The organism is Streptomyces canus (assembly GCF_041435015.1).
GTDB classification, from domain to species: domain Bacteria; phylum Actinomycetota; class Actinomycetes; order Streptomycetales; family Streptomycetaceae; genus Streptomyces; species Streptomyces canus_G.
This window is the reverse complement of record NZ_CP107989.1, coordinates 9748613-9774205: the sequence shown is the minus strand read 5'-3', so window position 1 is coordinate 9774205 and position 25593 is coordinate 9748613. Positions and strand designations below refer to the sequence as shown.

Below are 25593 nucleotides of genomic sequence, written 5' to 3'. Positions count from 1 at the left end.
AAGTGCGTATGGCGCAGGGTTCACCTCATGTCTGATCTTTCCCCGAAGTCGCTGCCTGCCGGGTACCGGAGCCGATCGGCAACAACCGCTGATGTCCACGCAGTTCACTGTCTGGTCACCGCATGCGAGAACGAGCTGCATGGCCGTGCATCGACCGGTTCCGATCGCATTGCGGCTGATCTCAGCCTGCCAGGCCTGGAACTGAGGTCCGACACGGTGCTCGTTCGCGACTCCGAGGGAGAGCTCGCGGGCTGGAGCTGGGTGAAGGGGCGGCGGGCCACGGTTCATGTGCACCCCGGTCACCGGGGGCAGGGTCTTGGCAGTTCGCTTCTGGCTTGGACCGAGGCACGGGCCCGGCAGTTGGGAAGCGACCGCATTGCCCAGACGGTCTCCGACAGCGATCACCCGGCGACAGCTCTCCTGCGGTCCAGTGGCTACTCCCGGCTCGTCACCGAGTGGCTCCTGGAGATCGCGATGCCCGTCGAACCGGAGGTGCCCGAGACGCCGGCGGCCATCACCGTCCGAGCGTTTCGGCCTGGCGACGAACAGGCGGCGTACCAGCTCACCGAGGACGCTTTCGACGAGTGGCAGCAGCGGCGGAAGACCTACGCGGAGTGGGCCAGGCACACGGTCGAACAAGCAACGTTCGAACCTGCGGCGTCACCGGTGGCCTTCGCCGGCGGCCAGATGGTCGGCGCGGTACTGTCGCTGGACGTTCCGGGTGGCGACGAGGGGTACGTCGAGCGGGTTGCGGTACGCCGCGACCACCGCAATCGAGGGATCGCTCGCATGCTGCTGCGAGAAGCGTTCCGCACCTTCTACCGGCAGGGGAAGCAGACCTGCACGCTGTGGACGCACTCGGACACCGGCGCGCTGTCCCTGTACGAACGGATCGGCATGACCGTCCAGCGAAGTTCCACGGTCTACGGCAAAGCGCTCACCACCGGGTAGCCCAGTCGGCTTCGGCCCCAGGCGGTGATAGCCAAGCGGCCTCGAACGGCCCGAGTGTCAAGGCACTGTCAACCGGGCTCGGGATTTCCTCTTGGCGCTGCCGTCCCGTCGTCGGCGCGCTCATTGCGTGATGTCGGGGCTGCGTCGCGAGCAGCCGGCCTGCCGTCGGTACGGGATCAGTCCGCCGTCTGTGCCGGCCCCTCCGTGACGTTCCGCAGCAGGGGCCTGCTGCCGGTGATCGCGGTGAGCATGGCCAGCGTGCCGACGGCCAGGCAGATCACCAGTTGCACGACACCGGAGGCGTTGATCGTGGTACCGGCCGCCTTGTTGAGCTGCATGGCGCCGAAGGCACCCATGGCGGTGGTGCCGCCTGCCAGGACGACAAGCGGGATGACGGTCTCGCGGATCCGGGCCCCGTCCAGCACCTGAAGCGGGGTGCCGGCCAGCCGCAGCAGGCCGTACATCCGGCGTCGGTCGAGGACGTTCGCAGCGGCCGTAAGGCCGGCGGAGGCGGCTGCGACGAGGAAGCTCAGCACCAGGGTGGCAGTGCTGACAGTGGCGACGCGGGCGACGACCATGTCGTCCGACGCGGACGCGTACTCCTGTGTGAACGGGTAGCGGCCCGATCCGAGGGGGGTGAGCGCGGTGACGCCGGTGTCGATGCGGGCCTGGCCGCCGGAGACGTGGGCGATGACGCCGTCGGCACCGCCGAGCAGACTGTCGTAGTCGTCCTCGCTCGTGACGGTGACGGTCGCGATGACGCCGGCCTGCCGCAGGAGCGTACGGGCCTGGGCGGCGGTATGCCGGGCGTCGGCGGCGTTCGCGGTGATCACCCCGACCTGGTCGCGGTGGCTGGGACCGTCGAAGTACAGCGTACTGACGGAGAAGAACCCGGCCACGAACCCGGCGAGGACCAAGCCGCTGACGGTGCGCCAGACCGCGCGCGGGTCGTCGCTGAGCCGACGCGCGGCCAGCAGCGTGGCCGGGCGCCTGGCGCGTCGGCCCACGATCCGGCCCAATCGGTCCACGACCCAGGGGCCGAACAGCCAGAACGCGCCGTAGAAGAGCGCCAGCAGGGCGAGCAATTGCCGGGGCTTGAGCTGTCCGCTGTCGCCCGTGGTCGCCCAGATGTAGCCCAGGACCGCGACGAACAGCAGCAGACGGATCGCGCGGGTGCGGCGCGGGTTCGCCTGCTGGGCGACGCCCAGGGGCGAGGTGGCGACCTGGCGCAGCATGGTCACCGCGCTGACGGTGATCAGCGCGGTGACGGCCGCCACCACGGCCGCCAGCCAGGGCAGCCCCACCCACAGCCGGCCGGTGTACCAGGTGCCGACGCCGTACGGGATGTCGGCGAGCGCGGGCAGCAGTGCCGTGTAGGCGAGCGCGCCCGCCATCGCCCCGGCTGCGCCGACTCCCGCGGCCTCGACGGCGGTCATGGCGAGGATCTGCCGCGGCGTCGCCCCGGCCAGCCGCAGCGCGGCCAGCCGCTGTTCACGCCGAGCCGCGCCGAGCCGCCCGGCCGCCGAGGCCAGCACGACGACCGGCATGACGAGCAGCACCACGCCCAGCAGCACGGCCCCCCGGTCGATGCCGGTGAACACACTGGCCTTGGTGCCGGAGAACCCGGAGACCCATGCGCGCTTCGTCAGCCCCTCGTCGTAGTAGTTCTGCTCCCCGGCCGCCTTGGAGACGGCCGCGTCCCCGGGCGCCCGTCCGATCACCGCGACCAGCTCGTCGGGCGAGGCGAGACCGGCGGCGCCGATCGTGCCGTAGGAGCTCACCTTCGGGAAGCGGTCGGCGAGTTGGGCAGCGGGGAGCTTGCGCAGCAGTTCGGCCAGGGCAGGAGAGACGTACACCTGACCCTGTCTCGGGAAGCGGCTCAGGCCGGGAGGCGCCGGGGTTTGTCCACGGCCGGGCAGGCGGGCCAGGTTCACGACGCTCACGGGTTCCTGGCGTACGTATGTCGTGGTCGTGGCCTGGACCGCCGTCGCTTCCCTGGCCGATACGGCGTCGGGGGTGCGCCACGTGGTGTGGTCGGCGCGAGCCCCCGCACCGAGGGCGGCGGCAGTCATCAGCAGCAGGAGAAACGAGCCGACGGCGGCGGCACCGGCCGCGAGCAGCTGGGACTGGAGGCCGCGACGGCCGGAGGACCTGGCGAGGTGCCAGGTCAGGGGCAGGACGGGGGAACGCATGACGGCTGCCTCCGGGGGGTCAGGCGACGGTGTACTGGCAGTGGCCGCCGATACGGCCGTCGCGGACCTGGAGGATCCGGTCGCAGTGCGCGGCCACGTCGGCGTCGTGGGTGACCATCACCAGGGCGGCGCCCGTCTCCCGGGTGGCGGAGGTCAGCAGGTGGACCACCTCCGTGCTGGTGCGCTGGTCCAGGGCGCCGGTGGGCTCGTCGGCGAACACCACGTCCGGCTCGGTGGCCAGGGCGCGGGCGATGGCGACGCGCTGTGCCTGGCCGCCGGAGAGCTGGCCGGGACGGCGGAGCTCCAACCCGTCCAGGCCCAGCGGCGCGAACCAGCGGCGGGCGCGGGCGGCGGCCTCCTTGCGCGGCATGCCCTCCAGCATCAGCGGCAGCGCGACGTTCTCCTCGGCGGGCAGCTCCGGCAGCAGCTGACCCGACTGGAACACGAACCCGAACCGCTTGCGGCGCAGGGCGCTGAGCTTGTTCTCGCCCAGGTTGTCGATGCGCTCGCCGCGCAACAGCACCTGACCGTCGTCGGGTCGGACGATCCCGGCGAGGGTGTGCAGCAAGGTGGACTTGCCGGACCCGGACGGGCCCATGATCGCCAGCGAGTCGCGCTCGTGGACCTCCACATCCACCCCGGCCAGTGCGGTGGTGGAGCCGTACTTCTTGACCAGGCCGTACCCGGCCAGGACGGTGCTCACGGTGTCTCGTCGCCCCTTCTCAGCGCTCGAACTTCCAGGTGACGCTCTTGGCGTCGGCCCGGGTCACCCGGACGGGTATCTCGACGCTTTCGCCGTCGCTCTTCTCACCGGTGCAGGTGAGGGTGGCTCCGGCCACGGCCTTGAGCCCGGTCGGGCAGGTGACACCGGAGACCTTGTCGCCGACCCAGGGCAGCGGGTGGAACTTGCTCTCGGTGCGCCCGGCGACGACATTCGCCGCGAGCGCCTTGTGGCCGTCCACCGACGCCGTGCTGTACTCGTCCAGGCGACTGGTCGACTCGGTGCCGGCCAGCAGATGCGTACCGAGCCCGCCCAGCGCAACCAGTGCGGTCGCGCCTCCGACGAGGCCGAGGAGAAACTTGCTGCGCTGCATCGCGTACTCCTGATGTCCGTGGTGAGGATGCGATCCCACCCTCGCCCGCGGGCCCGGGCGCGCGCCTCGGCCGAACGGTCGGGATCGCGGGCGGGCCCTCGGCCGTTCGGCCGATCCCACTGCCGGGGCGCCGGCCTACGGTGATCAGCATGAGGACCGTTTCCGTCCGGGCCGCGCCCACGGACTCACCGTTGGTCTCCTGCTCGCCGCGTCTGTCGCCGACGTTGTTCTCTACGCGGGCTGCGACGGGCCGAGTGTCCTGCCGACGGCAAGCCCCGTACGACAGACCCTGATTGGGGTGCTCGTCGGGCCTGCCTGCGTGCTGGGGCCAGGCGGGCGACGGCCCGAGTGGCTCACGCTGAAGGTGCGCACCGTCGTGTCCGCTCTCACCTCGGCCAGTTGCAGCTGAGCGGATCGGCGATGGTTCCGCGGCGCTCCCGGCAGCGATCTGCCGGGAGCGAAGGGCAAGCGGGTGGGCTTCACCGTGCACGACGTGGGCCGGCACGACCGATTGGGCTACAGCTGGGCTTCCGTGGGCAATCCGGTGGAGACCAAGGACCTGCCCAAATGCGTGAGTTCGGCGCCGTTCGAGCGCGTGAAGAGCGGCACCGGTGACTTTCGGGTGTTGCCATGGCAGCCGGACTTCGTCGAGTAGGGGTCACGCCGGGCGCGCTGCTGGTGTGCGGGCTGCTGGGGCTGCCGGGTTCAGCGCACGGGGAAGCCGTAGGAGTAACCCTGTTCCTTGAGCCGCGGCAGGATCTGGCGCAGGGCCTCGACGGTCTGGGAGCGGTCGCCGCCCGCGTCGTGGAAGAGGATCGTCGGCCCGCCCGGCAGCTCCCGTTCCACGGTGTCGACGATGGCGGCCGTCCCCGGCCGTTCGAAGTCCTTGGAGTCCACGTTCCAGCCGAGCGGGCGCATGCCCCGGGAGGCGGCGAGGTGGCGGCTGTACGGGGTGAAGGCGCCGCCGGGGGCTCGGTAGTACATCGGCCGTACGCCACCGGACGCCTGGGTGATCATGCGTTCGGCGTCCAGGATCTGCTGCGCCTGGTAGGCCTGGGGCTTCTTGTCCATGGTGGTGTCGTGGGACACCGAGTGGTCGCACAGTCGGTGCCCGGCCGCGACCACCTGCTTGACCAGGTCCGGGTGGGCCTGCGCCTGTGTGCCCACCATGCAGAACGTGGCCTTGACCCCGTACTGGCGCAGCACGTCGAGCACTTGGGGGGTCCACACGGGGTCGGGGCCGTCGTCGATGGTGATGTTGACGCCCCGCGCCCCCTGGTCAGAGGCGTGCGCGATGTCCACCGCGACCGGCTTGACGGCACTTCCCTGCGTGGTCGACGTGGTCACCTTGGGCGACTGGCTGCCCAACGCTCCGGCCTGCGCGGTCCACACCGAGGCACCGGCAGCGAGCAACGTCACCCCGAGCGCCGCCCCGAGCACCTTGCCGTTCCAGCCCCGCCCGCCGTGCCGTGCCATGTCCGTCCCGCCTTCACGCAGTTCTCGCCGATTCCCTGGTCACCTTGCGACCCACCTGGCAGGACGAGCGAAGACGGCCACAGGATGCGTCCGTTACCGATCAAGGACAATTCCGGGGGAGTTCGCGGACAACCCGGCCGACGGCGGCCGGGTGCAGGCCGGTTGACGTGGCCGCGTTTGTGGTCGGCCGGGTGGGCTTGTTCGGCGAGGCCAGCTCCTTCGCGGTGGACGCCGCGCAGGGCGCCCGCAAGGACGAAGGTGTCGCCGCTGAGTGCCTCGGAGGCGTCCAGGCTGCCGCACAGAGTGAGCTGTGCTGCCTCGCACGACGGCACGACGGCACGACGGTGACGCGGGCAGCAGCTGGTACTGGATCTCCGCTACCAGCGGTGGGCGGTCGGGAGTGTTTGTCTCAGGTGTACGGGGCGGTGAAGCCCGATGGCGTCTCCGCGATCGGTGACTGACACCGTCGCCCGCTGCGCCTCGCAGGCGAAGCCCGTGCCGCGCGAAACGGCGCCGCGCGTCATTCCGGGGGAATGCGAAACTCGAATTCGGGACGGTCCCACGGCACGGCGGGTGGGTTCGCGAACGCGGTCCCGGTCCGCACCGCACCGACGCGGTGGTAGAAGTCCTCGGCGGGAAGATGCGACACGACCTTGAGGCGGTCGAGGCCGGCGGCGCGGGCCTCGGACTGCATGTGCGCGACGAGGAGCCGTCCGATACCCCGTCCTTGAGCTTCGTCGGCGACGAACAGCAGGTCGAGCTCCGGTGGGGCGAGGATGAGCGAGTAGAACCCGAGGACCCGGCCTCCATGCTCGTCTGCGCCGACAGCCACAAAGGTGCGGTGGGCCTCGATGTAATCAGGACCGACCCGGTAGCCCGCGACTGCGGCTGCGTACTTACCCTGGTAGGCGCTTGAGCCACGCACGAGCCGCGTGAGCCGTTTGGCATCCCGTGCGACGGCCCTCCGTATGGTGATCGGCCGGCCGATCGGGGAAGTGCGTGAACTCATCGGGAGAGTATGTCGCACCGCGGAGTGCCTTCGTACGGCGGGTCGACTGGAGAACGGAGTGATCGACGGCAGCTTTCCCAGGACTCCCGGGCCTGCCGCACCGCACGCACCTGATCTCCGGGATCCACGCCCACGAACGGCCGTGACCCCGCTCACTCCGGCAGGACCAGCCGGGCCGTCTCTCCGGGCTGGAGGCCCACCGAGCGGTCCGGCAGGTGTACGTCGATCGGGGCCGCGTCGGAGGACGGCACGGTGATCTCCAGCAGCCGCCGCTCCAGCCGCAGCCGCACCCCCCAATGGTCCTGGTAGCGCAAGGAGAAGCCGTACGACGACAGCTCGGGCAGCGGTACCGGGTCGAGCCACAGGGCGCCCTGGCGGGTTTCCAGGCCGGTGAGGCCGCGCTGGACGAGGTCGAGCGTGCCGGCCATGGCGCCCAGATGGATGCCCTCTCCAGTGGTGCCACCCTGGAGGTCGGCGATGTCTCCGCGCAGGGCCTCCTGGCAGTAGGTCCAGGCGTCCGCGCGCCGGGCGCGGGCCAGGACCCACCCGTGGACCAGGCCGCTGAGGGTGGAGCCGTGGCTGGTGCGGGCCAGGTAGTGATCGACGGTGCGCCGCCAGATGTCGTCGTCGAGGCGGTGGCCCAGCCTCTCGAAGAGGGAGCGGAGCTCGGCCGGGGAGAACAGGTAGCCGAGCATCAGCACGTCGGCCTGCTTGGAGGCCTGGTAACGGTTGACCGTGTCGCCCTCCGCCTCCAGGATCCGGTCCAGGCGGCGGATGTCCTCGTACCGCTTGCGGTAGCCGTCCCAGTCGAGTTCGGCGAGGTCGCCGTAGCCGTCGAACTGGCTGATGACTCCCTGGTGGAAGGGGACGTGGAGGGTGCGCGAGACGTCCTCCCACTGCTCGAGCTCGCCCCCGTCCAGGCCCGCGCGCTCGACGAGTTCCCGGCGCCTGGGCTCGGGCAGGCTCTCCAGCAGCTCGAGCGCGCGGGTCAGCACCCAGGCGGCGGTGACGTTGGTGTACGCGTTGTCGTCCAGGCCGGGCTCCGAGGCTCCGGGGTAGGCCTCGTGGTACTCGTCGGGGCCGACCACACCCCGGATGCGGTGGCGCCGCAGGGACTCGTCGTAGACGGCCGAGTCGGCCCAGAAGCGGGCGATCTGAAGAAGCATCTCCGCACCCTTGGTGTGCAGGAACTCGGTGTCTCCGCTGGCCTGGCAGTACTGCCACACGTTGTACGCGATCGCCGATCCGACGTGGTGCTGGAGCCGGGAGTTGTCCGGCAGCCAGCGCCCGGAGCGTGGGTTGAGGTGCAGCTGCTGGGTCTCCTCACGGCCGTCGCTGCCGCTCTGCCAGGGGTACAGGGCGCCGCGCCGACCGGTGGCGCGCGCCTCCGTGCGGGCCTGTTCGAGGCGGCGGTGGCGGTAGCGGAGCAGGGCGCGGGACACCTCGGGGAAGTGCAGGTTGAGGTAGGGCAGCACGAACAGCTCGTCCCAGAAGACGTGTCCTCGGTACGCCTCCCCGTGCAGCCCCCGCGCGGGCACACCGACGTCGAGGTCGGCGGTGTGCGGCGAGAGCGTCTGGAGCACGTGGAACAGGTGCAGCCGCAGGATGCGGCCGGGTTCCCCGGGCACGGTCAGGTCGGCGCGCCGCCAGAGCTGGTCCCAGGCCGTGAGGTGCGTCTCCAGGAGATCGTCGAAGCCGGGGGCGCGGCCGACTCGTTCGACGGCCGCGTGCAGGGGGTCGCTGATCGCGGGGTCGCGCGAGGTGTGCAGGGCGACGACCTTGTCGACGGTGACGGTGCGGCCCGGTTCCAGGTTCAGGCGCAGCTGCTGGACGGCCCGTGGAGTCTCGTGCCGTACGGCGATCGGGGCGTCGGCGGTGAGACGGGCGGCCATGCCGATACGGATGTCGGAGGTGGTGGTACGGCAGCGCAGCCACACCGTCGCCGGGTCGGCAGCGGTTCCCGTGTGCACGTGGGTCAGGTGGCGACCGTCCAGATCCCGGTAGCGCGGCACACCTGCGTTGGTCACGCCTCCGTCGAGGGCCGCCTCCACCTCCAGCTCCCCTGCGAGGTTCTGGGAGGTGAACTCGGTGCGCAGGGCGCCCAGATGTGGGTCCCCCATGTGCACCAGCCGCAACTGCCGAACTGTCAGTTCCCGTTCCTCGCCGAGGTCGTAGCGCGTGTGTCGCTCCAGGAGTCCCGAGGTGAGGTGCAGGACGAGGCGGTGACCGGTGACCGCCGCCGCGTCCGGGGTGAGCCACCGTTCCCCGTCGAGGCGGAACCTGAGCGGCAGCCAGTTCGGCAGGTTGACCATGTCCTCGTTCTCGACCGCGCGCCCCGCCACCCGGGAGGTCAGCCGGTTGTAGCAGCCCGCGGCATACGTGCCCGGGTAGTGCACCTCGTCCACGACGCACTCGGGCAGGGCACCCCGGGTCGCGAAGTACCCGTTGCCCAGCGTGCACAGCGACTCCCGAAGCCGCTCCTCGGCGGCGTCGTAGCCCTCGTACTCCCAGGTCCGGTCGGTCACCGCGGCGTCCCTCCCGCAAGCAGCTCTTCGAGATCGCGTACGACGATGTCGGCGCCGTGCCGCAGCAGTCTCGCCGCGGTGTCCGGGCCGGCGGCACGGTCCACGCCGACGACGAGGGCGAAACCGCCGTTCCGGCCCGCCTCGACGCCGGCCAGGGCGTCCTCGACGACGGCGGCACGGTCGGCGGGCACCCCGAGCCTTCGGGCCGCCTCCAGGAAGAGATCGGGCCGGGGTTTGCCCGCCAGTCCCAGCCGGGCCGCCTCGCCGCCGTCGACCAGGACGTCGAAGAGGTCCGACACCCCGGCGCCGGCGAGCAGTTCACCGGCGTGCCGGGACGCGGAGGCCGCCGCCACCGGGATCCCCGCCCGGCGCAGGGCCCGCACCAGCCGGACGGTCCCCGGGTAGGCGTCGACACCGTGTTCGCGCAGCCGCCCGCTGAACAGTCGCTCCTTCTCGGCCGCGACGGCGCGCACCGTCTCCCCCGACGCACCGACAGCGCGTGCGGCGAGGAAGGCGGCGGCGCCGTCGAGGCGGGACTTGCCGTCCACGTACCGCAGATAGTCGTCCCGCGCGTCGAAGGGGCGGCGCAGACCGGGATCCTCGGGCGGGTGTGCGCGCAGGAATGCGTCGAAGGCCGTCTTCCAGGCTGCGGCGTGCACGCGGGCCGAGTCGGTGATCACTCCGTCGGTGTCGAAGACCACGGCCCAAACGTCCCGCAGCACGGGTGCGAGCGTGTCGCGGGACGCCACCGGGGGCGGCGGGCGGCGCACCGTCACACCCGCTGGGGTACGACGGCCACCGGGCACTGGGCGTGGTGCAGCAGCGTGTGCCCGACCCTGCCCAGCTGGAGGCCGAAGTGGCCGGACCTGCGCCGCGCCCCGACGATCACCAGGTCCGCGGCGGCCGACCGGTCGAGCAGTACCTTGCGGGCCGAGCCCTCCACGGTGGTACGACGCATCCGTACACCGGGGTGGTCGGCGCTCGCGTCGTGCAGCACGGCGTCGAGCAGGGCGGACGCGCGCTGCTCGTGGTCGCGGGCCGGGTCCTCGGCCGGCCGGGGGTGATCGGCGCTCTCCTGCGCGGGGCACCGCCAGGCGCGTACGGCGTCCAGCGTGCACCCGCGTGCCTCTGCCTCCCGGACGGCGAACCGCACCGCTTCACCGGCGGACGCGGAGTCGCCCGCGCCGAGCAGGATCCGCTCGTGGGTGCCGGCCAGGCCGGCCCGGTCGCCCCGGACCACGATCACCGGGCAGTGCGCGCGGGCCGCCACGGCCAGGCTCACCGAGCCGAGCAGCAGACCGGTCAGCTCGCCCCGGCCCCGGGAGCCGGTCACCAGGGCATGGGCGTTGTTGGCCTCGCGCAGGAGGGCGTCCGATGCCTCCGCGAGGATCACCTCCGTGGAAACGACCTTCACCTCGGGGTTGCGCCGGTGGGCGCGCTCCGCAGCGGTGCCGACGATCGAGTCCGCCATCACTTGTTGCGAGGGGCGTTCGAGCCCGCCGAAGGGCAGGGCCCCCTCGTAGCGCTCCCAGAGGGAGGCGTACACCAGGCGCAGCGGCAGTCCGAGCCGGGCTGCCTCGTCCACGGCCCAGTCGACCGCCGCGAGGCTCGCGTCCGAACCGTCGACACCCACGACCAGGGGCAGCTCCATGATTCCCACCGCCTTCTGCCGGGCCGCACGCCGTCGTGCGGCACAGGGCTCCGACGTCAGCGTCGCACTCGCGGACGGAACGCAGCAGGGGCGAACGGGCCCCGACCGGGGCCGTTCGGCCCATGGCGTCGCCGTCATCGCCGAACGGCCGGCGGCCGGACGGTCGACGACGCGTTCGTCCTCGGAGTGCCGTGCGCGGCCCTTCAGCGGGGCATCACGATGTCAGGGATGGCGCGGGCCCCGTCTCCGCTACCGCTCCCCCACCGGCACCCGCCACACCAGTGTGGCGCCGCCGTCAGGCGTACTGCTCAACTCCAGTTCGCCGCCCAGCTGTTCGGCCCGTTCGGCCATGTTGAGCAGTCCGCTGCGGCGGCCGCCGGCCGGAACTCCCACGCCGTTGTCGGTGACCGTCAGCCGCAGTTGGCGGCCGTCGCACTCCAGCGCCAGGTCGGCGCGGTCGGCGTGGGCGTGCCGGGCGATGTTGGTGAGGGCCTCGGAGAGCACGGCCAGCGCGTGGTCGGCGATCTCGCGCGGCACGTCGGTGTCGAGCAGTCCTTCCATGCGCACGCTGGGCGTGAAGCCCAGCACCGGGGCCGCCTCACCGACGGCCCGTACGACCCGGGCGCGCAGTCCCGCCCCGGCCCCGCTGTCACGCGCTCGCAGCCCGAAGATCGTCGACCTGATGATCTTGATGGTCTCGTCCAGGTCGTCCACTGCCCGGACGACACGCTCGGCCGCCTCTGGATGCTCGATGAACCGGCCAGCGCTCTGCAGGGTCATTCCCGTGGCGAACAACCGCTGGATCGCCAGGTCGTGCAGGTCACGGGCGATCCGGTCGCGGTCCTTGAGCACCGCGATCTGCTCGGCGTCCTGACGACGCTCCGCCAGTTCCATGGCGACGGCGGCCTGCGCGGCGAAGCCTTGCAGGGTCTCGGTCTCGGTCGTGGTGAACTCCGGCCGACCGGCCTCCCGTGCCAGCAGAAGCACGCCTCGGACTCCGTCCTCGCCCGTCCCGATGGGCACGGCCACGGCGGGACCGAGCCCCTGGAAACGGGGCGGTTCCGGGGTAACGCGTTCGTCGTGGGAGACGTCCGCACTGACGGCAGGGGCGACCCTGGAGAAGGCCAGCCCCATCAAGGTCGCGTCCACCGGGAGCACGAGCCCCTTGTGCGCGTCGGAATCCAGCCCGACGGCGATCTCCACGGCGAGCGACCCGGTGTCCTCCATGGGCAGCGCGACCGCGGCCAGCGCCGATCCGGTGATCTCGCCGGCCCGCTCGGCGATCAGGCCGAGCACGTCGGTGCGCCCGCCGCCGGACATGAGGCTGTGGGTGACCTCCGCGTTCGCCCGCAGCCAGCGCTCCCGCAGCCGGGAGTCCTCATAGAGGCGGGCGTTGTCGATGGCGACCCCTGCCGCCACCGCCAGGGTCGAGAGAACGGACTCGTCGTCCTCGTCGAACCGCGCGCCGCCCCGCTTCTCGGTGAGGTACAGGTTGCCGAAGATCTGGTCGCGCACGCGGATGGGCACGCCAAGGAAGCTGTTCATCGGCGGATGGTGGTCCGGGAAGCCGTATGACGAGGGATGCTCGGAGATCTTCGTCAGGCGCAGCGGCTCGGGATGGCGGATCAGCTCACCGAGGATGCCGTGGCCCTCGGGGAAGGGGCCGATCCGGGCGATCTGCTCCTCGGTGACCCCGACGGTGTGGAAGGCGGAGAGACGCCTGCCGTCCGGACCGATCACGCCGAGGGCCGCGTACTCCGCGTCGACGAGCACTCCGGCGGCTTCGACGATGCTGTGCAGCGCCTGCTCCAGATCCAGCTCGCGGCCGACCGAGAGCACCGCCTCCAGCAGGCTGTGCACCCGGTCCCGGGTGCCACGGGCCGCGTCCAGCCGCGCCTGAAGCTCCTCTAGGAGCTCGTCCAGCCTCAGTTGCGGCAGCCGTACACGGGCCTCCTGCGGCTCCTGGGGGCTTGCCACCTGCGTCTCCTCGGGTCCCTCGGACGGGCTCACACCTGCCGCTCCGGTCGTGGACCACGCTACCGGCCGACGGCGGGTGACGGTACGCATTCGGATCGGCGACAGAGGGTCCGGTGACCGCCTTTGCCGTGAACGGACGCGTACCGGGCATCCGCCCTACCTCGCAGGGCCGCACTGGGGCCGTTCGGCCCCGGACCGGGGACGGACAGCACCTGCCGGGTGGACCCGGCGGTGTTCGACGCTGAGGCCACGTCGTGACCGAGGAGCCGAACCGGGTCCGCCGAGCCGAGGAGCGCAGCGTCATGGTCCGTTACGTGCACGACTTCCGCGAGGGCCGCCGGGACATGGCCGACCTGTTGGGCGGCAAGGGCGCGAACCTGGCCGAGATGACCCGGCTGGGCCTGCCGGTCCCGCCGGGCTTCACCGTGACCACCGACGCCTGCCGGGCCTTCCTGGCGACCGGCGCCGAGCCGGAGGGCATGTCGGCCGAGGTCTCCCGGCACCTGTCTGCCCTGGAGGAGTCCGCCGGGCGCCGACTGGGGCAGCGGGACGACCCGCTGCTGGTGTCCGTCCGGTCCGGGGCCCGCTTCTCCATGCCCGGCATGATGGAGACCGTCCTGGACATCGGCCTGAACGACGACTCCGTCCTGGGCCTCGCCAAGACCTCCGGCAGTGACCGCTTCGCCTGGGATTCCTACCGCCGGCTCGTCCAGATGTTCGGCAGTACGGTCATGGGAGTCGACACCGCCCGGTTCGACGAGGCCATGACCCTGCTCAAGGAGGCCCGCGAAGCCCCCGACGACCTGTACCTGGACGCGAACGACCTCGCCGGGCTGGTCGAGACGTACAAGCGGCTGATCCTCGACGAGACGGGCCGGGCGTTCCCCCAGTCGCCCGCCGAGCAGCTGCGCCTCGCGATCCTCGCCGTCTTCCGGTCCTGGAACGGCGAACGCGCCCGCCTGTACCGCCGCCGCGAGCACATCCCCGACGACCTCGGCACGGCGGTCACCGTGCAGCGCATGGTCTACGGCAATCTCGGCCCCGACTCCGGCAGCGGCGTCGCCTTCACCCGCGACCCGGCCACCGGCCGGCCCGGACTGTACGGCGACTACCTGGCCAACGCCCAGGGCGAGGACGTCGTCGCCGGCATCCGCAACACCGTGCCCCTGACCGAACTGGAGCGACTGGACCCTGACTCCTACCGGCGCCTGCGCGACCACATGGGGACCCTGGAGCGGCACTACCGCGACCTGTGCGACATCGAATTCACCATCGAGCGCGGCACGCTGTGGATGCTCCAGACCCGGGTCGGCAAGCGCACCGCCGAGGCCGCGTTCGCCATCGCCGCCGAACTGGTCAAGGAAGGGCAGATCACTGCGGAGGAGGCACTGGCCCGGGTCAGCGGCGAGGGCCTGGCCCGGCTGATGTTCCCCCGGTTCGACACCGACGTCACCGGTACCGCGCTCGCCCACGGCCTCCCGGCCTCCCCCGGCGCGGCGGTCGGCGCGGCGGTCTTCGACTCCGCCGAGGCCGTACGGCGTGCCGCGGCCGGCGAGAGGACGGTGCTCGTCCGCCAGGAGACCACCCCCGACGACCTGCCCGGCATGGTCGCCGCCGAGGCCGTGCTGACCAGCCGGGGCGGCAAGACGAGCCACGCCGCGGTGGTCGCCCGGGGCATGGGCAAGGTGTGCGTCTGCGGCGCGGAGGAACTCGCCGTGGACACCGCGGCCCGGCACTTCACCACCCCCGACGGAACCGTTGTGGGGGAGGGCACGGTCATCTCGGTGGACGGCACCGCCGGAGCCGTGTACGCGGGTGCGGTGCCGCTGGTCGCCTCCGAGGCGATGCGGTACCTGGAGACCGGCGAGCAGCCCGGCGGCGTCGTGGCCGCGGTGGCCCGCTCTCTCGAACAGGCCGACTCCCTACGGCGGTTGGAGGTCCGCGCCAACGCCGACACCCCCGAGGACGCGCGGCGCGCCCGCCGGTTCGGCGCGCAGGGCGTGGGACTGTGCCGTACCGAGCACATGTTCCTCGGCGAGCGCCGCAAGCTGGTCGAGGCGATGATCCTCGCCGCAACGGACTCCGATCGCGACCGGGCACTGGCTGCTCTCCTGCCGCTCCAGCGGCAGGACTTCACCGACATCCTGGAGGCGATGGACGGACTGCCCGTGACCATCCGCCTGCTGGATCCGCCGTTGCACGAGTTCCTGCCCGACCGCACCGAACTCGCCGTACGCATCGCGGCCGCCGAGGCCCGCGGTGAGCAACCGGAGCCGCACGAGGCCGAGTTGCTCTCCGCGGTGAACCGCATGCACGAGGAGAACCCGATGCTCGGCCTGCGCGGCGTGCGCCTGGGGCTGGTGGTTCCGGGCCTGGTCGCCATGCAGGTACGGGCCGTCGCCGAGGCCGTCGTGGCCCGCACGAGGGCCGGAGGCTCTCCGCGGGCCGAGATCATGGTGCCGCTGGTCGGCGCGGTCGAGGAACTGCGGATCGAGCGCGCCGAGGTGGAGCGGGTGCTGGACGAGGTCTCGTACGAGTCCGGTGTTCCGGTGCGGTGCCCGGTCGGCACGATGATCGAGCTGCCCCGCGCCGCGCTCACCGCCGGCCGGATCGCCGAGGAGGCGGAGTTCTTCTCCTTCGGCACGAACGACCTCACCCAGACCACCTGGGGCTTCTCACGCGACGACGTCGAGGCGGCGTTCTTCTCCGCCTACCTCGACAAGGGCGTCTTCCCCACCTCGCCGTTCGAGACGATCGACCGCGACGGCGTGGGGCGGCTGATCCGGATCGCGGTCGAAGAGGGCCGCACCGCCCGTCCCGGCCTGACGCTCGGCGTCTGCGGCGAACACGGCGGCGATCCCGACTCCGTCCACTTCTTCCACGCGGCGGGCCTGGACTACGTGTCCTGCTCGCCGTTCCGGGTCCCGGTGGCGCGTCTGGAGGCGGGCCGGGCGGCGCTGTCCGACACCGAGGGCAGCGACAGCCGGTGAGGGCACACCGTACGGGACCGGCAGCACGCACCGAACGATCACAGGAGCGGATCACATGACCGACAGGGATGTCAGCACCCAGGACACACCCCTCGCCGTCCGGGTACGGACGGACGGCGACGTGGACGACGAAGCACTCGCGTACTTCCGGGCCAAGGTCCACGCGGCCCTGACCCGGCCGGGACTTCCGGCCGTCAGAGGCAGAGTGACGATCAGCAGGGCCTCCGCACACCAGGTCCTGCCGTGGTCCGCCGGGGCCGAGGTCCGGATGGGCGGCCACCTCGTCGTCGTACACCTTCGGGAAGCCGACGCGCACGCGCTCGCGGACCGGCTGGAGGACCGGCTGCGCGCCCGCGCGGACAGGGCCGTGCACCTCACGGACACGGCCCGCCGGTCGGCCGGGCCGCCTCCGTGGCGCGGCGGCGCGACGCGCGGCGACGGAAGCCGCGGGAGTTCGGCTCCCGATGAGTGAGAGCCGTCCGGTCCCTGGTCGGGGACCATCGGCCCTTGGCGCGGCCCTCGGCCAGGGAGAAGCTTGAAGAAGGAGCGGCACCGATCCCCCGCGGTGTCGCTCCGTGTGTATTCCGACCGGGCAGTACGCCACGAAACCCCAACGGAAAGTCCGTCATGGTCCACAACGCCGGGCGGCCGGCCTTCGCAGGACCGCGCCGCCGCATCGAGCTCGACAGCGCCGAGGCACTGCGACTGCTGGGCAGCGTGTCCCTGGGAAGGATCGTCTTCACCTTGCACGCGCTCCCGACCGTCCGCACGGTCAACCACGTCCTGGACGGCGGGGACGTCGTCATCCGCACGCACGAGGGCACCGCCCTGACCTCGTACACGCAGCAGGCCGACGGCCCCGGTGTCGTCGTCGCCTACGAGGCGGACGACATCGACGCGACGACGCATCTGGGCTGGAGCGTGGTGGTGACGGGGTACGCCCGGCCGGTGACCGACCCCGGTGAACTGGACCGCTACCAGGCGATGCTGGAGCCGTGGGTGGATCAGCCCATGGACTACGCGATCCGCATCCGGCCCGAGCTGGTCACGGGCATCAGGCTCACCGCCGGCGGCCGGGCGGACGAGGGCTGAGCCCTGCCCGCCCGGCCGCCGGCGGTGTGGGTCACGCGATCGCGGTGCCGGTGCGTCCCGGAGTGCAGGCCATGCAGTCGCAGACCGCGCCGCTCCGCCTCCCGCGTGTCGTGCCGAGCAGGGCCGTTGCGGACGGCCTGACGCGGGTGGATCAGCCATCCGTCTCTGCCCGTGTCACACGCTGATCCGGCGTCCCGTGATCGTGTCCGGCTCCACACGCACCCACAGATCACGGCTCCCTCCCGCCCAGGGCGTGCTGTACGCCTGGTCCGCGAGCCGGTGGGCCTCGCCGGAGTCCGTCACGGTCCGAGCGTGTCCGCGCACCAACACGCTCCAGCCACGGCTGAAGGCGTCGTCGATGTGGTCGACCTCGAAAGCCACCTGGTGACCGGCCGCCAGCGACGGTGTCGTACCGGAAGCGGTCCGAAAGACGATGGTGCCTTCGGTGACGCTGTAGTTGACCGGAACGATGCCGGGCCCGGACTCGGTGGTCACCGCGATCCTCCCCACGCCGTGCGTTCCGAGCAGAGCTCTGCACTCGTCCATGCTCAGCTCGGTGAACTCGGGGGTACGGGCCGCCTGTTCCAGGCCGGGAGGCAGGTCCGTGGCTGCGCCGGTGAGCTCCGCCACCGTGGTCTCCAGAGCCGCAGCCAGGCTGAGAAGTGTTCCCCGGTTCGGCGTGGCGCCGGGGTTCTCCTCCAGGTGCCTCAGGTAGCCGGGCGCGATGCCCGCCCTGGTCGCCGTTTCCTTTCGGCTCAGACCGAGTTGTGCGCGGCGCGTGGCGAGACGGCGGCCCAGGTCGCCCAACGGCCTTTCGGCCTCCCTGTGTTCGGCCATGGTCGTCACGTCCTTTCGTCAGCCCTCGCGCACGGCGACGGTCTGGTGCTGCTCCGCGCCGAGCACGATCTTGAGGGCGCCGGTGTCGACGGCCCGGGAGAAGACGTCGTACGCCTCCTGCATGTGGTCCAGCGGGAAGGTGTGGGTGACCAGCTCCGAGGTGGGCAGCCGGCCGGCGGCCGCCATCCGGAGCAGGGTCGGGGTGGAGTGGGTGTCGACGAGTCCGGTCGTGATGGTGATGTTCTTGATCCACAGGTCTTCGAGGTGCAGGGTCGCGGGGGCCCCGTGCACGCCGATGTTGGCGACGTGACCGCCGGGGCGGACCATGCGGGTGCACAGCTCGAAGCTCTCCGGCACACCGACGGCCTCGATGACGACGTCCGCGCCGAGCCCGTCGGTGAGGTCGGCGATCAGCTGCTCGGGGGCTTCCCTGGCATCGGCCACGGCATCGGCGCCGAGCCGTCGGGCGGCGTCCAGCCGGGCCGGGGCCAGGTCCACGGCGACGATCCGCTCGGGAGAGAACAGCCGGGCCGTGGCGATGGCCGCCAGTCCGATGGGGCCTGCTCCGACCACGACGACGGTGTCTCCGGGGCGTACGTGACCGTTGAGCACGCCCACCTCGTAGGACGTCGGGAAGATGTCCGCCAGCAGGACGGCGTCCGCGCTGTTCATCGCGGCGGGCAGCGGGTGCACGGACAGGTCGGCGTGGGGGACGCGGACGTATTCGGCCTGCGTACCGTCGATCAGGTGGCCGAGGATCCAGCCTCCTCCGCCGCGGCACTGGCCGTACATTCCCTGACGGCAGTAGGGACAGCGCCCGCACGCGCTGATGCAGGAGACCAGAACCCGGTCCCCCGGTCGCACGGTCCGTACATCGCTGCCGACCTCGACGATCTCGCCGACCGCCTCGTGCCCCAGCACGGTGCCGGGGTGTACCTCCGGGACGTCGCCCTTGAGGATGTGCAGGTCGGTGCCGCAGATGGTGACGGCCACGACGCGCACGATCGCATCGGTGGGGTCCTTGACCGCCGGGTCGGGGACCTCTTCCCAGGCGGCCTGTCCGGCGCCGTGGAACACATAGCCCTTCATGACGCTCCTCATCCACTCGATCGGCTGCGGAGCCCGGGATCGGCGGTGGGGTGGGGTTTCGGCTGCCGGTGAGAGTCTGGCGTCGTCCCCGCGCCGGATGTGCCCCGCACCTCCAGCGTGGCCCGCCGGTGCGGAGACCGCTTGGGCCGGTCGGGCCCCTTTCCCGACCGACAGGGCATGCTCCCCATGGTTGTCACGAGCCGTTCGTGGGCCGACCGGGCCCGGTGGCCAGGGACCGTTCGGCCCTTCCGCGTCGTCCGTCGGCGCGGCTTTGATCTCACCATGTCCGAGAACCAAGCGAGGTCTGCCCCGCCTCACACGGTACGCACCGTCGAGGGGACCACCGTCGTGACGCCGCACGGCGAGATCGACCTCGTGACGGCGATCTCGCTGGCCGCCCACCTTGACGTCCTGTCCTCCGCCAGCCACCCCGACCTGGTGATCGACCTGCGTTCCGTGTCCTTCATCGACTGCGCCGGGCTGAGTGTTCTGTGCCGGACCCGGAACCGGATCCAGGCTCGGCACGGCCGACTCCGGCTGGTCAGCGGGAGCAGCCGCTTGCTGCGGGTCCTCCGGGCCACCGGTCTGGGCGGTGTCTTCGAGATACACCCGCACCTGCCGGCGGCACAGGCCACTCCCCCGCCGACCGTCGGGTTTCTCCCTGCCGCCGCGGGATGACGCGCACGGCGATGTACGCGCCTCACCGTTCCGGTACCCGTGGGCCGAACGGCCCTCTCCACGGCCGGAAACCTGTCCCGAGCGGCCCGTGAGTGCAGCCCCTTCGGCCCATGCCGTCGCCCGCCCGGGGCTGCCACCGTCGACGGTGTGACGACCGGAAGGGGTGCGAAGCCATGGCCCACGGCAAACGGACGAAGAAGTGGTTCTGGCGCTGGCGGAACAACCCGTTGAGGCGGCGCGACGACATCGCCGAGGCATGGATCATCCTGGCACTGTGGGCCGTCGTCGCGATGGGAGGAACCGCTGTCGGCCTGGTGACGGCACACGCCGCGGACGAGACACTCGCACAACTGCGTACCGATCGCCGTTCCACCCACGCGGTGCTCCTCACCGACACGCCGAAGCACATGTCGGCGGCGCAGTCGTCGGACGACAAGGCTTCGGCCACCGTCCGCTGGACGACCCCCGACGGCTCCGCCCGCACCGGGCGCGCCCTGGTCGACACCGGGTTGAAGGCCGGAACTCGAGTCGTGGTCTGGCAGGACGCCCACGGCGCGCCGGCCACCGCACCGCCGAGTGCCGGGGAAGCCGCTGTCGAGGCCGGGGCGCTGGGCACCGCCGCCGGACTCGCCCTCACCGGCGCGGTCCTCGGCGTGGGAGCGGTCGTACGGTGGCGGCTCGACCGGCAGCGCATCGACAGCTGGGGACGGGAGTGGGACCTGCTGGGTCCGAAGTGGGGGCACAGGACCGGTTGAAGGGGACAGAACCTCATGGAACGAGTCATCGTCGCCCGTGTTCAAGGCTCGACGCACCACGAGTCAGTCGTCCGCTGGGCCCGTCAGGAAGCGACACGACGCGGAAGCGCGCTCCGGGTTGTCCACGACGGGCAACCCGACGGGCTGAACGACGCGGAGCTGGTCGTCACCGGCGCACGAGACCCGGACGGCGTCGTGCTCCCGGGCTGCCCTCTCGTGCTGGTTCCCGAGGTGCCCGCCGCTCCCCCCTCGGCACGCTCCGGCGCTGGAATCGTACTGGGCGTGGACGCCCGTGAACCCGCTCGAGCGGCCGTCGACTTCGCCTTCGACACCGCAAGGATGCGGGGCGTGCGGCTGCGTGCCGTGTACGCCTGGAGGTTCCCTTCCTGCGCCGCCGAGTTGCCCTTCGGTGTGCCGGAGGAGGACCGGGCCGCCTGGGAGGACCACGAGGTGCAGCTGCTCTCCGACGCACTCCGACCGTGGCGGGAGAGGCACTCCGACGTACACGTACTGGAGGACGTCCGGCTGTTGCCTCCGGCCCAGGCGCTGAGCCGGCGTTCCGCGAGCGCCGCGCTGGTGGTCGTGGGCCGGACTCAGGAGCGCGAGCCAGGGCCGACCTTGCGGGCACTCCTGACCGAGGCCCTGTGCCCCGTCGCCGTGGTGCCCACGTAGGCAGGGCTCGGCAGGCGGCCACGGTGCCCGGAACACGGGCACCGTGGCCGCCGTCTGCCGAACATGGAGTGATCCCTGGTGCCCAGCCGGGTCATGGCCCGTTGCACTCCGGACACGGACGGAATGTCCCGCTCGGAGGACGAGGCGTCGAGCGACCCGGTGCTGAAGAGCCAAAGGGCGCGTTCGGCGAGGGCGCGACGGCGTCGTACGAGGACACGCTCGCCATCTGCCGGGCGGGTAGCACGTCCATGGTCAGCCCGTCGTTGTGCGGGGCGTCGCCGATGGTCTCGGCCACCTACGGGGTCGATCCGCTGGTCGTCCTGGTGCATGGAAGGAGACCGGTGATCGGCGGCACCGGTCTCCGTCCGGGTGGGTCAGGCGTCGGCGACGAGTCCGTGAGGTCGAGGAGCCGGTTGGTGCAGCCCGGGTCGAAGACGCACGAGGCAGGTGTTCAGGCGTTCCAGGTCCAGTCGGCGACCTCGGGCAGGTCGGTGCCGTGCTTGCGGATCCACGCCTGGTGGCGGGTACGGGCGTCGGCCATCTGCTGACGCAGAGCGGCGGCGCGGACGGCGAGGCCGGGGACGCGGTCGATGACGTCCATGACGAGGCGGTAGCGGTCGAGGTCGTTGCGGACGACCATGTCGAAGGGGGTGGTCGTGGTGCCGGACTCCTTGTAGCCGCGCACATGCAGGTTCTTGTGGCCGGTGCGGCGGTAGCTGAGGCGGTGGATGAGCCAGGGGTAGCCGTGGTAGGCGAAGATCACCGGCTTGTCGGTGGTGAACAGGCCGTCGTACTCGAAGTCGCTCATTCCGTGCGGGTGTTCCTCGCGGGGCAGCAGCCGGGTCATGTCGACGACGTTGACCACGCGGAGGGCGAGGTCGGGCAGGTGGTGGCGCAGCAGCTGGGCGGCGGCCAGCACCTCCAGCGTGGGTACGTCACCGGCGCAGGCCAGGACGACGTCGGGTTCGCGGGAGCCGTCCTCGGTGCCCGCCCAGTCCCAGATCCCGGCCCCGCGGGCGCAGTGGGCGCGGGCCTGGTCCATGGACAGCCAGTCGAAGCAGGGCTGCTTGCCGGCGACGACGACATTGACGTAGTCGCGGCTGCGCAGCACGTGATCCGCCACGGAGAGCAGGGTGTTGGCGTCCGGCGGAAGATAGACGCGGACGACCTCGGGGCTCTTGTTGAGGACGTGGTCGACGAAGCCGGGGTCCTGGTGGGAGAAGCCGTTGTGGTCCTGGCGCCAGACGTGCGAGGTCAGCAGGTAGTTGAGGGAGGCGATCGGAGCGCGCCAGGCCAACTCCCGTGAGGTCTTCAGCCACTTGATGTGCTGGTTGACCATGGAGTCGACGATGTGAACGAAGGCTTCGTAGCAGGAGAACAGTCCATGCCGCCCGGTGAGAAGGTAGCCCTCCAGCCAGCCCTGGCAGGTGTGTTCGGAGAGGATCTCCATCACCCGGCCGTGCCGTTCGAGGTGTTCGTCGGCCGGGAGCAGTTCGGCCTGCCAGGCCTTGCCACTGGCGTTGAAGATGGCCTGGAGGCGGTTGGAGGCGGTCTCGTCGGGGCCGACGACACGAAAGTCCCGGCGGGCTGAGGTGTCGTGCATGACCTGCTCGAGGAGATCGCCGAGGACCCGGGTCGGCTCGTGCAGGGTGGTGCCCGGCTTGTCGACGGGTACGGCGAAGCGGTCGAGGTCCGGGACGGGCAGGTCGCGTACGAGCAGCCCTCCGTTGGCGTGCGGACCGGAACCGAGGCGCTTGGTGCCCTCGGGCACACAGGCCAGGACGTCCGCCACGGGGCGGCCGTCGGCGTCGAACAGCTGCTGCGGATGGTACGACCGCAGCCAGGCCTCCAACTGCCGCAGGTGCTCGGGGTTTTCGCGCACGTTGGCCAGCGGGACCTGGTGGGCTCGCCAGGTGCCCTCGACGGGCACGCCGTCCACCTCCGCCGGGCCGGTCCAGCCCTTGGGCGTGCGCAGCACGATGACGGGCCAGTGCACCCGCTCGCTCACGCCGTCCTCGCGGGCCGTCCGCTGCATCACCTCGATCCGGTCCAGGGCCTGGTCGAAGGCATGGGCCATGGCACGGTGGACGGTCATCGGGTCGTCGCCGGTGACGTGGATCGGGTCGTGGCCGTAGCCGCGCAGCAGCGCGTCGAGTTCGGCCTCCGGGAGGCGGGCGAGCACCGTCGGGTTCGCGATCTTGTAGCCGTTGAGGTGGAGGATGGGCAGGACCGCGCCGTCGTGCACCGGGTCGAGGAACTTGTTGGAGTGCCAGGCGGCGGCGAGCGGCCCGGTCTCCGCCTCGCCGTCGCCGATCACACAGGCGACCAGCAGATCGGGGTTGTCGAAGGCCGCTCCGTAGGCGTGCGAGAGGGAGTAACCGAGCTCACCGCCCTCGTGGATCGACCCGGGTGTCTCCGGGGCGACATGGCTGGGCACCCCGCCCGGGAAGGAGAACTGCCGGAACAGCCGCTCCATCCCCTGGCCGTCGCGCGGCACGTCCGGGTAGGTCTCGCTGTAACTGCCCTCCAGCCAGGAGTTGGCGAGGACCGACGGCCCGCCGTGCCCCGGCCCCCACACGCACAGCGCGTCGAGCCCGCGCGCCTTGATCACGCGGTTGAGGTGGGTGTGGACGAGGTTCAGTCCGGGCGAGGTGCCCCAGTGGCCGAGCAGCCGGGGCTTGATGTGCTCCGGTTTCAGGGGCTCGGTCAGCAGCGGGTTGGCCAGCAGGTAGATCTGCCCGGCGGCCAGGTAGTTGGCGGCTCGCCAGTGGGCGTCCAGGGTGCGCAGTTCGTCGTCGGAAAGTACGGTGGCGTCCTGGTGTTCGACGCGTTGTGCCTCGGACATGGGATGGCTCCGTGAGTAGGTCATCGGGCGGTGGAGGCGGCATGGCCGGCAAGGCCGCGGCGAAGGTGCCGCGCAAGACGTACGAGAAGGAACTGCTGCGTCTTCAGACGGAGTTGGTGAGGCTCCAGGAGTGGGTGCGGGCCGAGGGCGCCCGGGTGGTCGTCGTGTTCGAGGGGCGGGACGCGGCGGGCAAGGGCGGCACCATCAAGCGGGTCGCGGAGCATCTCAACCCCCGCGTCGCCCGGATCGCGGCGCTCCCCAAGCCGACCGAGCGCGAGCGCAGCCAGTGGTACTTCCAGAGGTACGTCGAGCATCTGCCGGCCGCCGGAGAGATCGTGCTGTTCGACCGGTCCTGGTACAACCGGGCCGGGGTCGAGCACGTGATGGGCTTCTGCACGAGGGAGGAGTACCAGCTCTTCCTGCGGCAATGCCCGATATTCGAACGGATGCTGGTCGAAGCGGGGATCGTGCTGCGCAAGTACTGGTTCTCGGTGAGCGACACCGAGCAGCAGGAGCGGTTCCGCAAGCGGCTGGAGGATCCGCTGCGGCGCTGGAAGCTCTCGCCGATGGACCTGGAGTCGATCACCCACTGGGAGGCGTACTCGCGGGCCAAGGACGACATGATGGTGCACACCGACATCTCCGAGGCGCCGTGGTACATCGTGGAGAGCGACGACAAGCGGCAGGCGCGGCTGAACATGATCGCCCACCTGCTGGGTTCGCTGCCCTACCACGACGTGCCCCCGCCGGTGCTGGAGCTGCCGGTGCGCCCGGAGTCGACCGGCTACGAGCGCCCGCCGCGCGATCTGCAGACCTTCGTCCCCGACCACGCGGCGAGTCTCTGAGCAGCCGGTCACCACGGTCGCCGTCGCCACGATCACCATCGTCACACCGGTTCGGGCACGACGGCGACCGGACAGTCGGAGTGGAGCAGTACCCCATGGGCCACGCGGCCCAGCTGGAGCCCGAAGTGCCGCGGGCGGCGCCTGGCCCCGATGATCAGGAGGTCGGCGTCGCGCGAGGCCCCCACCAGGACGGTCCTGGCGTGGCCCTCCACAGTGCGCCGACGCACCACGACGTCGTCGGGGGCCTCCTTGAGTGCCGCTTCCAGGGCGTCCACCGCGTGCTGCTCGTGCAGCCGGGCGGGTTCACCGGCGAGCTGGGGGTGGTCCGTGGTCTCGTACGCGGGGCACCGCCAGGCCCGGACGGCCTCCAGTACGGCACCCCGTCGCCGCGCCTCCTCGAAGGCGAAGCGCATCGTCTCCGAGGCGGCCGAAGTGTCTCCGGCGCCGACGACGACGCGGTCATGCTGTCCCGGGCGGGCCCGGTCGTCCTGGTCGCCGCGCACCACGATCATCGGGCAGTGCGCGTGCCCGGCCACGGTCAGGCTCACGGAGCCCAGCAGCGCCCCGGCGAGGCTGCCGCGGCCCCGGGTGCCCGTGACCAGCAGGGCGGCCCCGCGGCTCTCGTGCACCAGCGTGTACTCGGCTTCCTCGGGCAGCACCTCGGTGGAGATCTTCACGTCGGCCCGGCGCCGGGCGGCCCGCCGGGCGGCGGCCGCCACGATGTCCTCGGCCCGCACCTGTTCGGACGGCCGGCCCAGGTCCTCGGCGAGCGCCTCGCCCTCGTACCGCTCCCACAGTGAGGCGTACACCAGCCGCAACGGCAGCCCGCGCAGGGCGGCCTCGTCGGCCGCCCAGTCGACGGCCCGCAGTCCGGCCTCGGAGCCGTCGACACCGACGACGATCGGCAGGTCCATC

21 protein-coding genes and 1 pseudogene are annotated in these 25593 nt (G+C 71.6%); 9 read left to right on the top strand and 13 right to left on the bottom strand.

The window, feature by feature from the left end; all coding sequences use genetic code 11:
• Positions 1-27: 27 nt before the first annotated feature.
• Positions 28-951 (top strand): GNAT family N-acetyltransferase, encoded by a 924-nt coding sequence (locus OG841_RS44495; RefSeq protein ID WP_328636151.1) that lies wholly within the window; start codon positions 28-30, stop codon positions 949-951.
• A 176-nt stretch (positions 952-1127) separates the two neighbouring features.
• Here OG841_RS44495 and OG841_RS44490 read toward each other — a convergent pair whose 3' ends face one another.
• The 3 genes from OG841_RS44490 to OG841_RS44480 are packed head-to-tail and all read right to left on the bottom strand — an operon-like array spanning position 1128 to position 4237.
• Positions 1128-3143, bottom strand: a complete 2016-nt coding sequence (locus tag OG841_RS44490) for an ABC transporter permease (RefSeq protein WP_371570010.1) — start codon at positions 3141-3143, stop codon at positions 1128-1130.
• A 19-nt stretch (positions 3144-3162) separates the two neighbouring features.
• Entirely contained in the window at positions 3163-3846 is a 684-nt protein-coding gene (locus OG841_RS44485) for an ABC transporter ATP-binding protein (RefSeq protein ID WP_365120488.1), read from the bottom strand.
• A gap of 19 nt (positions 3847-3865) precedes the next feature.
• Positions 3866-4237, bottom strand: coding sequence for a DUF4333 domain-containing protein (locus OG841_RS44480; protein ID WP_365120486.1), 372 nt, complete (start codon positions 4235-4237; stop codon positions 3866-3868).
• Positions 4238-4679: 442 nt separating this feature from the next.
• Between OG841_RS44480 and OG841_RS44475 the strand changes: the two are divergent.
• A pseudogene (locus tag OG841_RS44475) lies at positions 4680-4892 on the top strand (hypothetical protein); the annotation flags it as partial.
• A 50-nt stretch (positions 4893-4942) separates the two neighbouring features.
• On the opposite strand, the gene OG841_RS44470 reads toward OG841_RS44475, so the two are convergent.
• The 6 genes from OG841_RS44470 to OG841_RS44445 all read right to left on the bottom strand — a co-directional run bounded on the left by OG841_RS44470 (position 4943) and on the right by OG841_RS44445 (position 12875).
• The gene (locus OG841_RS44470; protein ID WP_328636155.1) at positions 4943-5713 is read right to left on the bottom strand and encodes a polysaccharide deacetylase family protein; all 771 of its coding nucleotides are present in this window, start codon (positions 5711-5713) and stop codon (positions 4943-4945) included.
• Positions 5714-6233: 520 nt separating this feature from the next.
• Complete coding sequence (locus tag OG841_RS44465) at positions 6234-6722, bottom strand: GNAT family N-acetyltransferase (protein ID WP_328636156.1); 489 nt, start codon at positions 6720-6722, stop codon at positions 6234-6236.
• A gap of 152 nt (positions 6723-6874) precedes the next feature.
• Positions 6875-9247 carry a glycoside hydrolase family 65 protein gene (locus OG841_RS44460; protein WP_371570006.1) on the bottom strand — a complete coding sequence of 791 codons (2373 nt, stop codon included), beginning with the start codon at positions 9245-9247 and terminating at the stop codon, positions 6875-6877.
• Positions 9244-9969: an HAD family hydrolase gene (locus OG841_RS44455; protein ID WP_328636158.1), complete on the bottom strand. Its 726-nt coding sequence runs from the start codon at positions 9967-9969 to the stop codon at positions 9244-9246. The genes OG841_RS44460 and OG841_RS44455 overlap by 4 nt, the downstream gene beginning before the upstream one ends.
• A 50-nt stretch (positions 9970-10019) precedes the next feature.
• Entirely contained in the window at positions 10020-10898 is an 879-nt protein-coding gene (locus tag OG841_RS44450) for a universal stress protein (RefSeq protein ID WP_328636159.1), read from the bottom strand.
• Positions 10899-11147: 249 nt separating this feature from the next.
• Positions 11148-12875, bottom strand: a complete 1728-nt coding sequence (locus tag OG841_RS44445) for a GAF domain-containing sensor histidine kinase (protein WP_371570004.1) — start codon at positions 12873-12875, stop codon at positions 11148-11150.
• A gap of 302 nt (positions 12876-13177) precedes the next feature.
• On the opposite strand from OG841_RS44445, the gene ppdK reads away from it, so the two are divergent.
• The 3 genes from ppdK (at position 13178) to OG841_RS44430 (ending at position 16957) form a co-directional block, all read left to right on the top strand.
• Positions 13178-15865 (top strand): pyruvate, phosphate dikinase, encoded by a 2688-nt coding sequence (gene ppdK, locus OG841_RS44440; protein ID WP_371571009.1) that lies wholly within the window; start codon positions 13178-13180, stop codon positions 15863-15865.
• 55 nt (positions 15866-15920) lie between these two features.
• Entirely contained in the window at positions 15921-16337 is a 417-nt protein-coding gene (locus tag OG841_RS44435) for a hypothetical protein (RefSeq protein ID WP_365120479.1), read from the top strand.
• Between the two features lie 155 nt (positions 16338-16492).
• Positions 16493-16957, top strand: a complete 465-nt coding sequence (locus tag OG841_RS44430) for a pyridoxamine 5'-phosphate oxidase family protein (RefSeq protein WP_328636162.1) — start codon at positions 16493-16495, stop codon at positions 16955-16957.
• A gap of 174 nt (positions 16958-17131) precedes the next feature.
• Here the strand turns inward: OG841_RS44430 and OG841_RS44425 are convergent, their stop codons facing one another.
• Together OG841_RS44425 and OG841_RS44420 are read right to left on the bottom strand one after the other, a co-directional pair.
• The gene (locus OG841_RS44425) at positions 17132-17794 is read right to left on the bottom strand and encodes a helix-turn-helix domain-containing protein (protein WP_328636163.1); all 663 of its coding nucleotides are present in this window, start codon (positions 17792-17794) and stop codon (positions 17132-17134) included.
• An 18-nt stretch (positions 17795-17812) separates the two neighbouring features.
• A complete protein-coding gene (locus tag OG841_RS44420) occupies positions 17813-18883 on the bottom strand; it encodes a zinc-dependent alcohol dehydrogenase family protein (RefSeq protein ID WP_328636164.1) in 1071 nt (356 codons plus the stop codon).
• Positions 18884-19165: 282 nt separating this feature from the next.
• Here OG841_RS44420 and OG841_RS44415 point away from each other — a divergent pair, with 282 nt between their 5' ends.
• The 3 genes from OG841_RS44415 (at position 19166) to OG841_RS44405 (ending at position 20988) form a co-directional block, all read left to right on the top strand.
• The gene (locus OG841_RS44415; RefSeq protein ID WP_371570001.1) at positions 19166-19561 is read left to right on the top strand and encodes an STAS domain-containing protein; all 396 of its coding nucleotides are present in this window, start codon (positions 19166-19168) and stop codon (positions 19559-19561) included.
• A gap of 173 nt (positions 19562-19734) precedes the next feature.
• Positions 19735-20316: an Rv1733c family protein gene (locus OG841_RS44410; protein WP_328636166.1), complete on the top strand. Its 582-nt coding sequence runs from the start codon at positions 19735-19737 to the stop codon at positions 20314-20316.
• Positions 20317-20331: 15 nt separating this feature from the next.
• Complete coding sequence (locus tag OG841_RS44405) at positions 20332-20988, top strand: universal stress protein (protein WP_371569998.1); 657 nt, start codon at positions 20332-20334, stop codon at positions 20986-20988.
• 451 nt (positions 20989-21439) lie between these two features.
• On the opposite strand, the gene OG841_RS44400 is transcribed toward OG841_RS44405, so the two are convergent.
• The gene (locus tag OG841_RS44400; RefSeq protein WP_371569997.1) at positions 21440-23833 is read right to left on the bottom strand and encodes a phosphoketolase family protein; all 2394 of its coding nucleotides are present in this window, start codon (positions 23831-23833) and stop codon (positions 21440-21442) included.
• Between the two features lie 41 nt (positions 23834-23874).
• Here OG841_RS44400 and ppk2 point away from each other — a divergent pair, with 41 nt between their 5' ends.
• Positions 23875-24678 carry a polyphosphate kinase 2 gene (gene ppk2 / locus OG841_RS44395; RefSeq protein ID WP_328636169.1) on the top strand — a complete coding sequence of 268 codons (804 nt, stop codon included), beginning with the start codon at positions 23875-23877 and terminating at the stop codon, positions 24676-24678.
• 41 nt (positions 24679-24719) lie between these two features.
• Here ppk2 and OG841_RS44390 read toward each other — a convergent pair whose 3' ends face one another.
• The gene (locus OG841_RS44390) at positions 24720-25592 is read right to left on the bottom strand and encodes a universal stress protein (protein WP_365120467.1); all 873 of its coding nucleotides are present in this window, start codon (positions 25590-25592) and stop codon (positions 24720-24722) included.
• Between the last annotated feature and the right edge of the window lies 1 nt (position 25593).

Excerpts from the sequence above, each read along its gene's own strand:
- OG841_RS44390 (WP_365120467.1), bottom strand. The coding sequence starts at position 25,592 with ATGGACCTGCCGATCGTCGTCGGTGTCGACGGCTCCGAGGCCGGACTG.
- OG841_RS44470 (WP_328636155.1), bottom strand. The coding sequence starts at position 5,713 with ATGGCACGGCACGGCGGGCGGGGCTGGAACGGCAAGGTGCTCGGGGCG.
- OG841_RS44400 (WP_371569997.1), bottom strand. The coding sequence starts at position 23,833 with ATGTCCGAGGCACAACGCGTCGAACACCAGGACGCCACCGTACTTTCC.
- OG841_RS44425 (WP_328636163.1), bottom strand. The coding sequence starts at position 17,794 with ATGGCCGAACACAGGGAGGCCGAAAGGCCGTTGGGCGACCTGGGCCGC.
- OG841_RS44415 (WP_371570001.1), top strand. The coding sequence starts at position 19,166 with ATGTCCGAGAACCAAGCGAGGTCTGCCCCGCCTCACACGGTACGCACC.
- OG841_RS44490 (WP_371570010.1), bottom strand. The coding sequence starts at position 3,143 with ATGCGTTCCCCCGTCCTGCCCCTGACCTGGCACCTCGCCAGGTCCTCC.
- OG841_RS44465 (WP_328636156.1), bottom strand. The coding sequence starts at position 6,722 with ATGAGTTCACGCACTTCCCCGATCGGCCGGCCGATCACCATACGGAGG.
- OG841_RS44450 (WP_328636159.1), bottom strand. The coding sequence starts at position 10,898 with ATGGAGCTGCCCCTGGTCGTGGGTGTCGACGGTTCGGACGCGAGCCTC.
- ppdK (WP_371571009.1), top strand. The coding sequence starts at position 13,178 with ATGGTCCGTTACGTGCACGACTTCCGCGAGGGCCGCCGGGACATGGCC.
- OG841_RS44410 (WP_328636166.1), top strand. The coding sequence starts at position 19,735 with ATGGCCCACGGCAAACGGACGAAGAAGTGGTTCTGGCGCTGGCGGAAC.
- OG841_RS44435 (WP_365120479.1), top strand. The coding sequence starts at position 15,921 with ATGACCGACAGGGATGTCAGCACCCAGGACACACCCCTCGCCGTCCGG.
- OG841_RS44495 (WP_328636151.1), top strand. The coding sequence starts at position 28 with ATGTCTGATCTTTCCCCGAAGTCGCTGCCTGCCGGGTACCGGAGCCGA.
- OG841_RS44480 (WP_365120486.1), bottom strand. The coding sequence starts at position 4,237 with ATGCAGCGCAGCAAGTTTCTCCTCGGCCTCGTCGGAGGCGCGACCGCA.
- OG841_RS44430 (WP_328636162.1), top strand. The coding sequence starts at position 16,493 with ATGGTCCACAACGCCGGGCGGCCGGCCTTCGCAGGACCGCGCCGCCGC.
- ppk2 (WP_328636169.1), top strand. The coding sequence starts at position 23,875 with ATGGCCGGCAAGGCCGCGGCGAAGGTGCCGCGCAAGACGTACGAGAAG.
- OG841_RS44420 (WP_328636164.1), bottom strand. The coding sequence starts at position 18,883 with ATGAAGGGCTATGTGTTCCACGGCGCCGGACAGGCCGCCTGGGAAGAG.
- OG841_RS44405 (WP_371569998.1), top strand. The coding sequence starts at position 20,332 with ATGGAACGAGTCATCGTCGCCCGTGTTCAAGGCTCGACGCACCACGAG.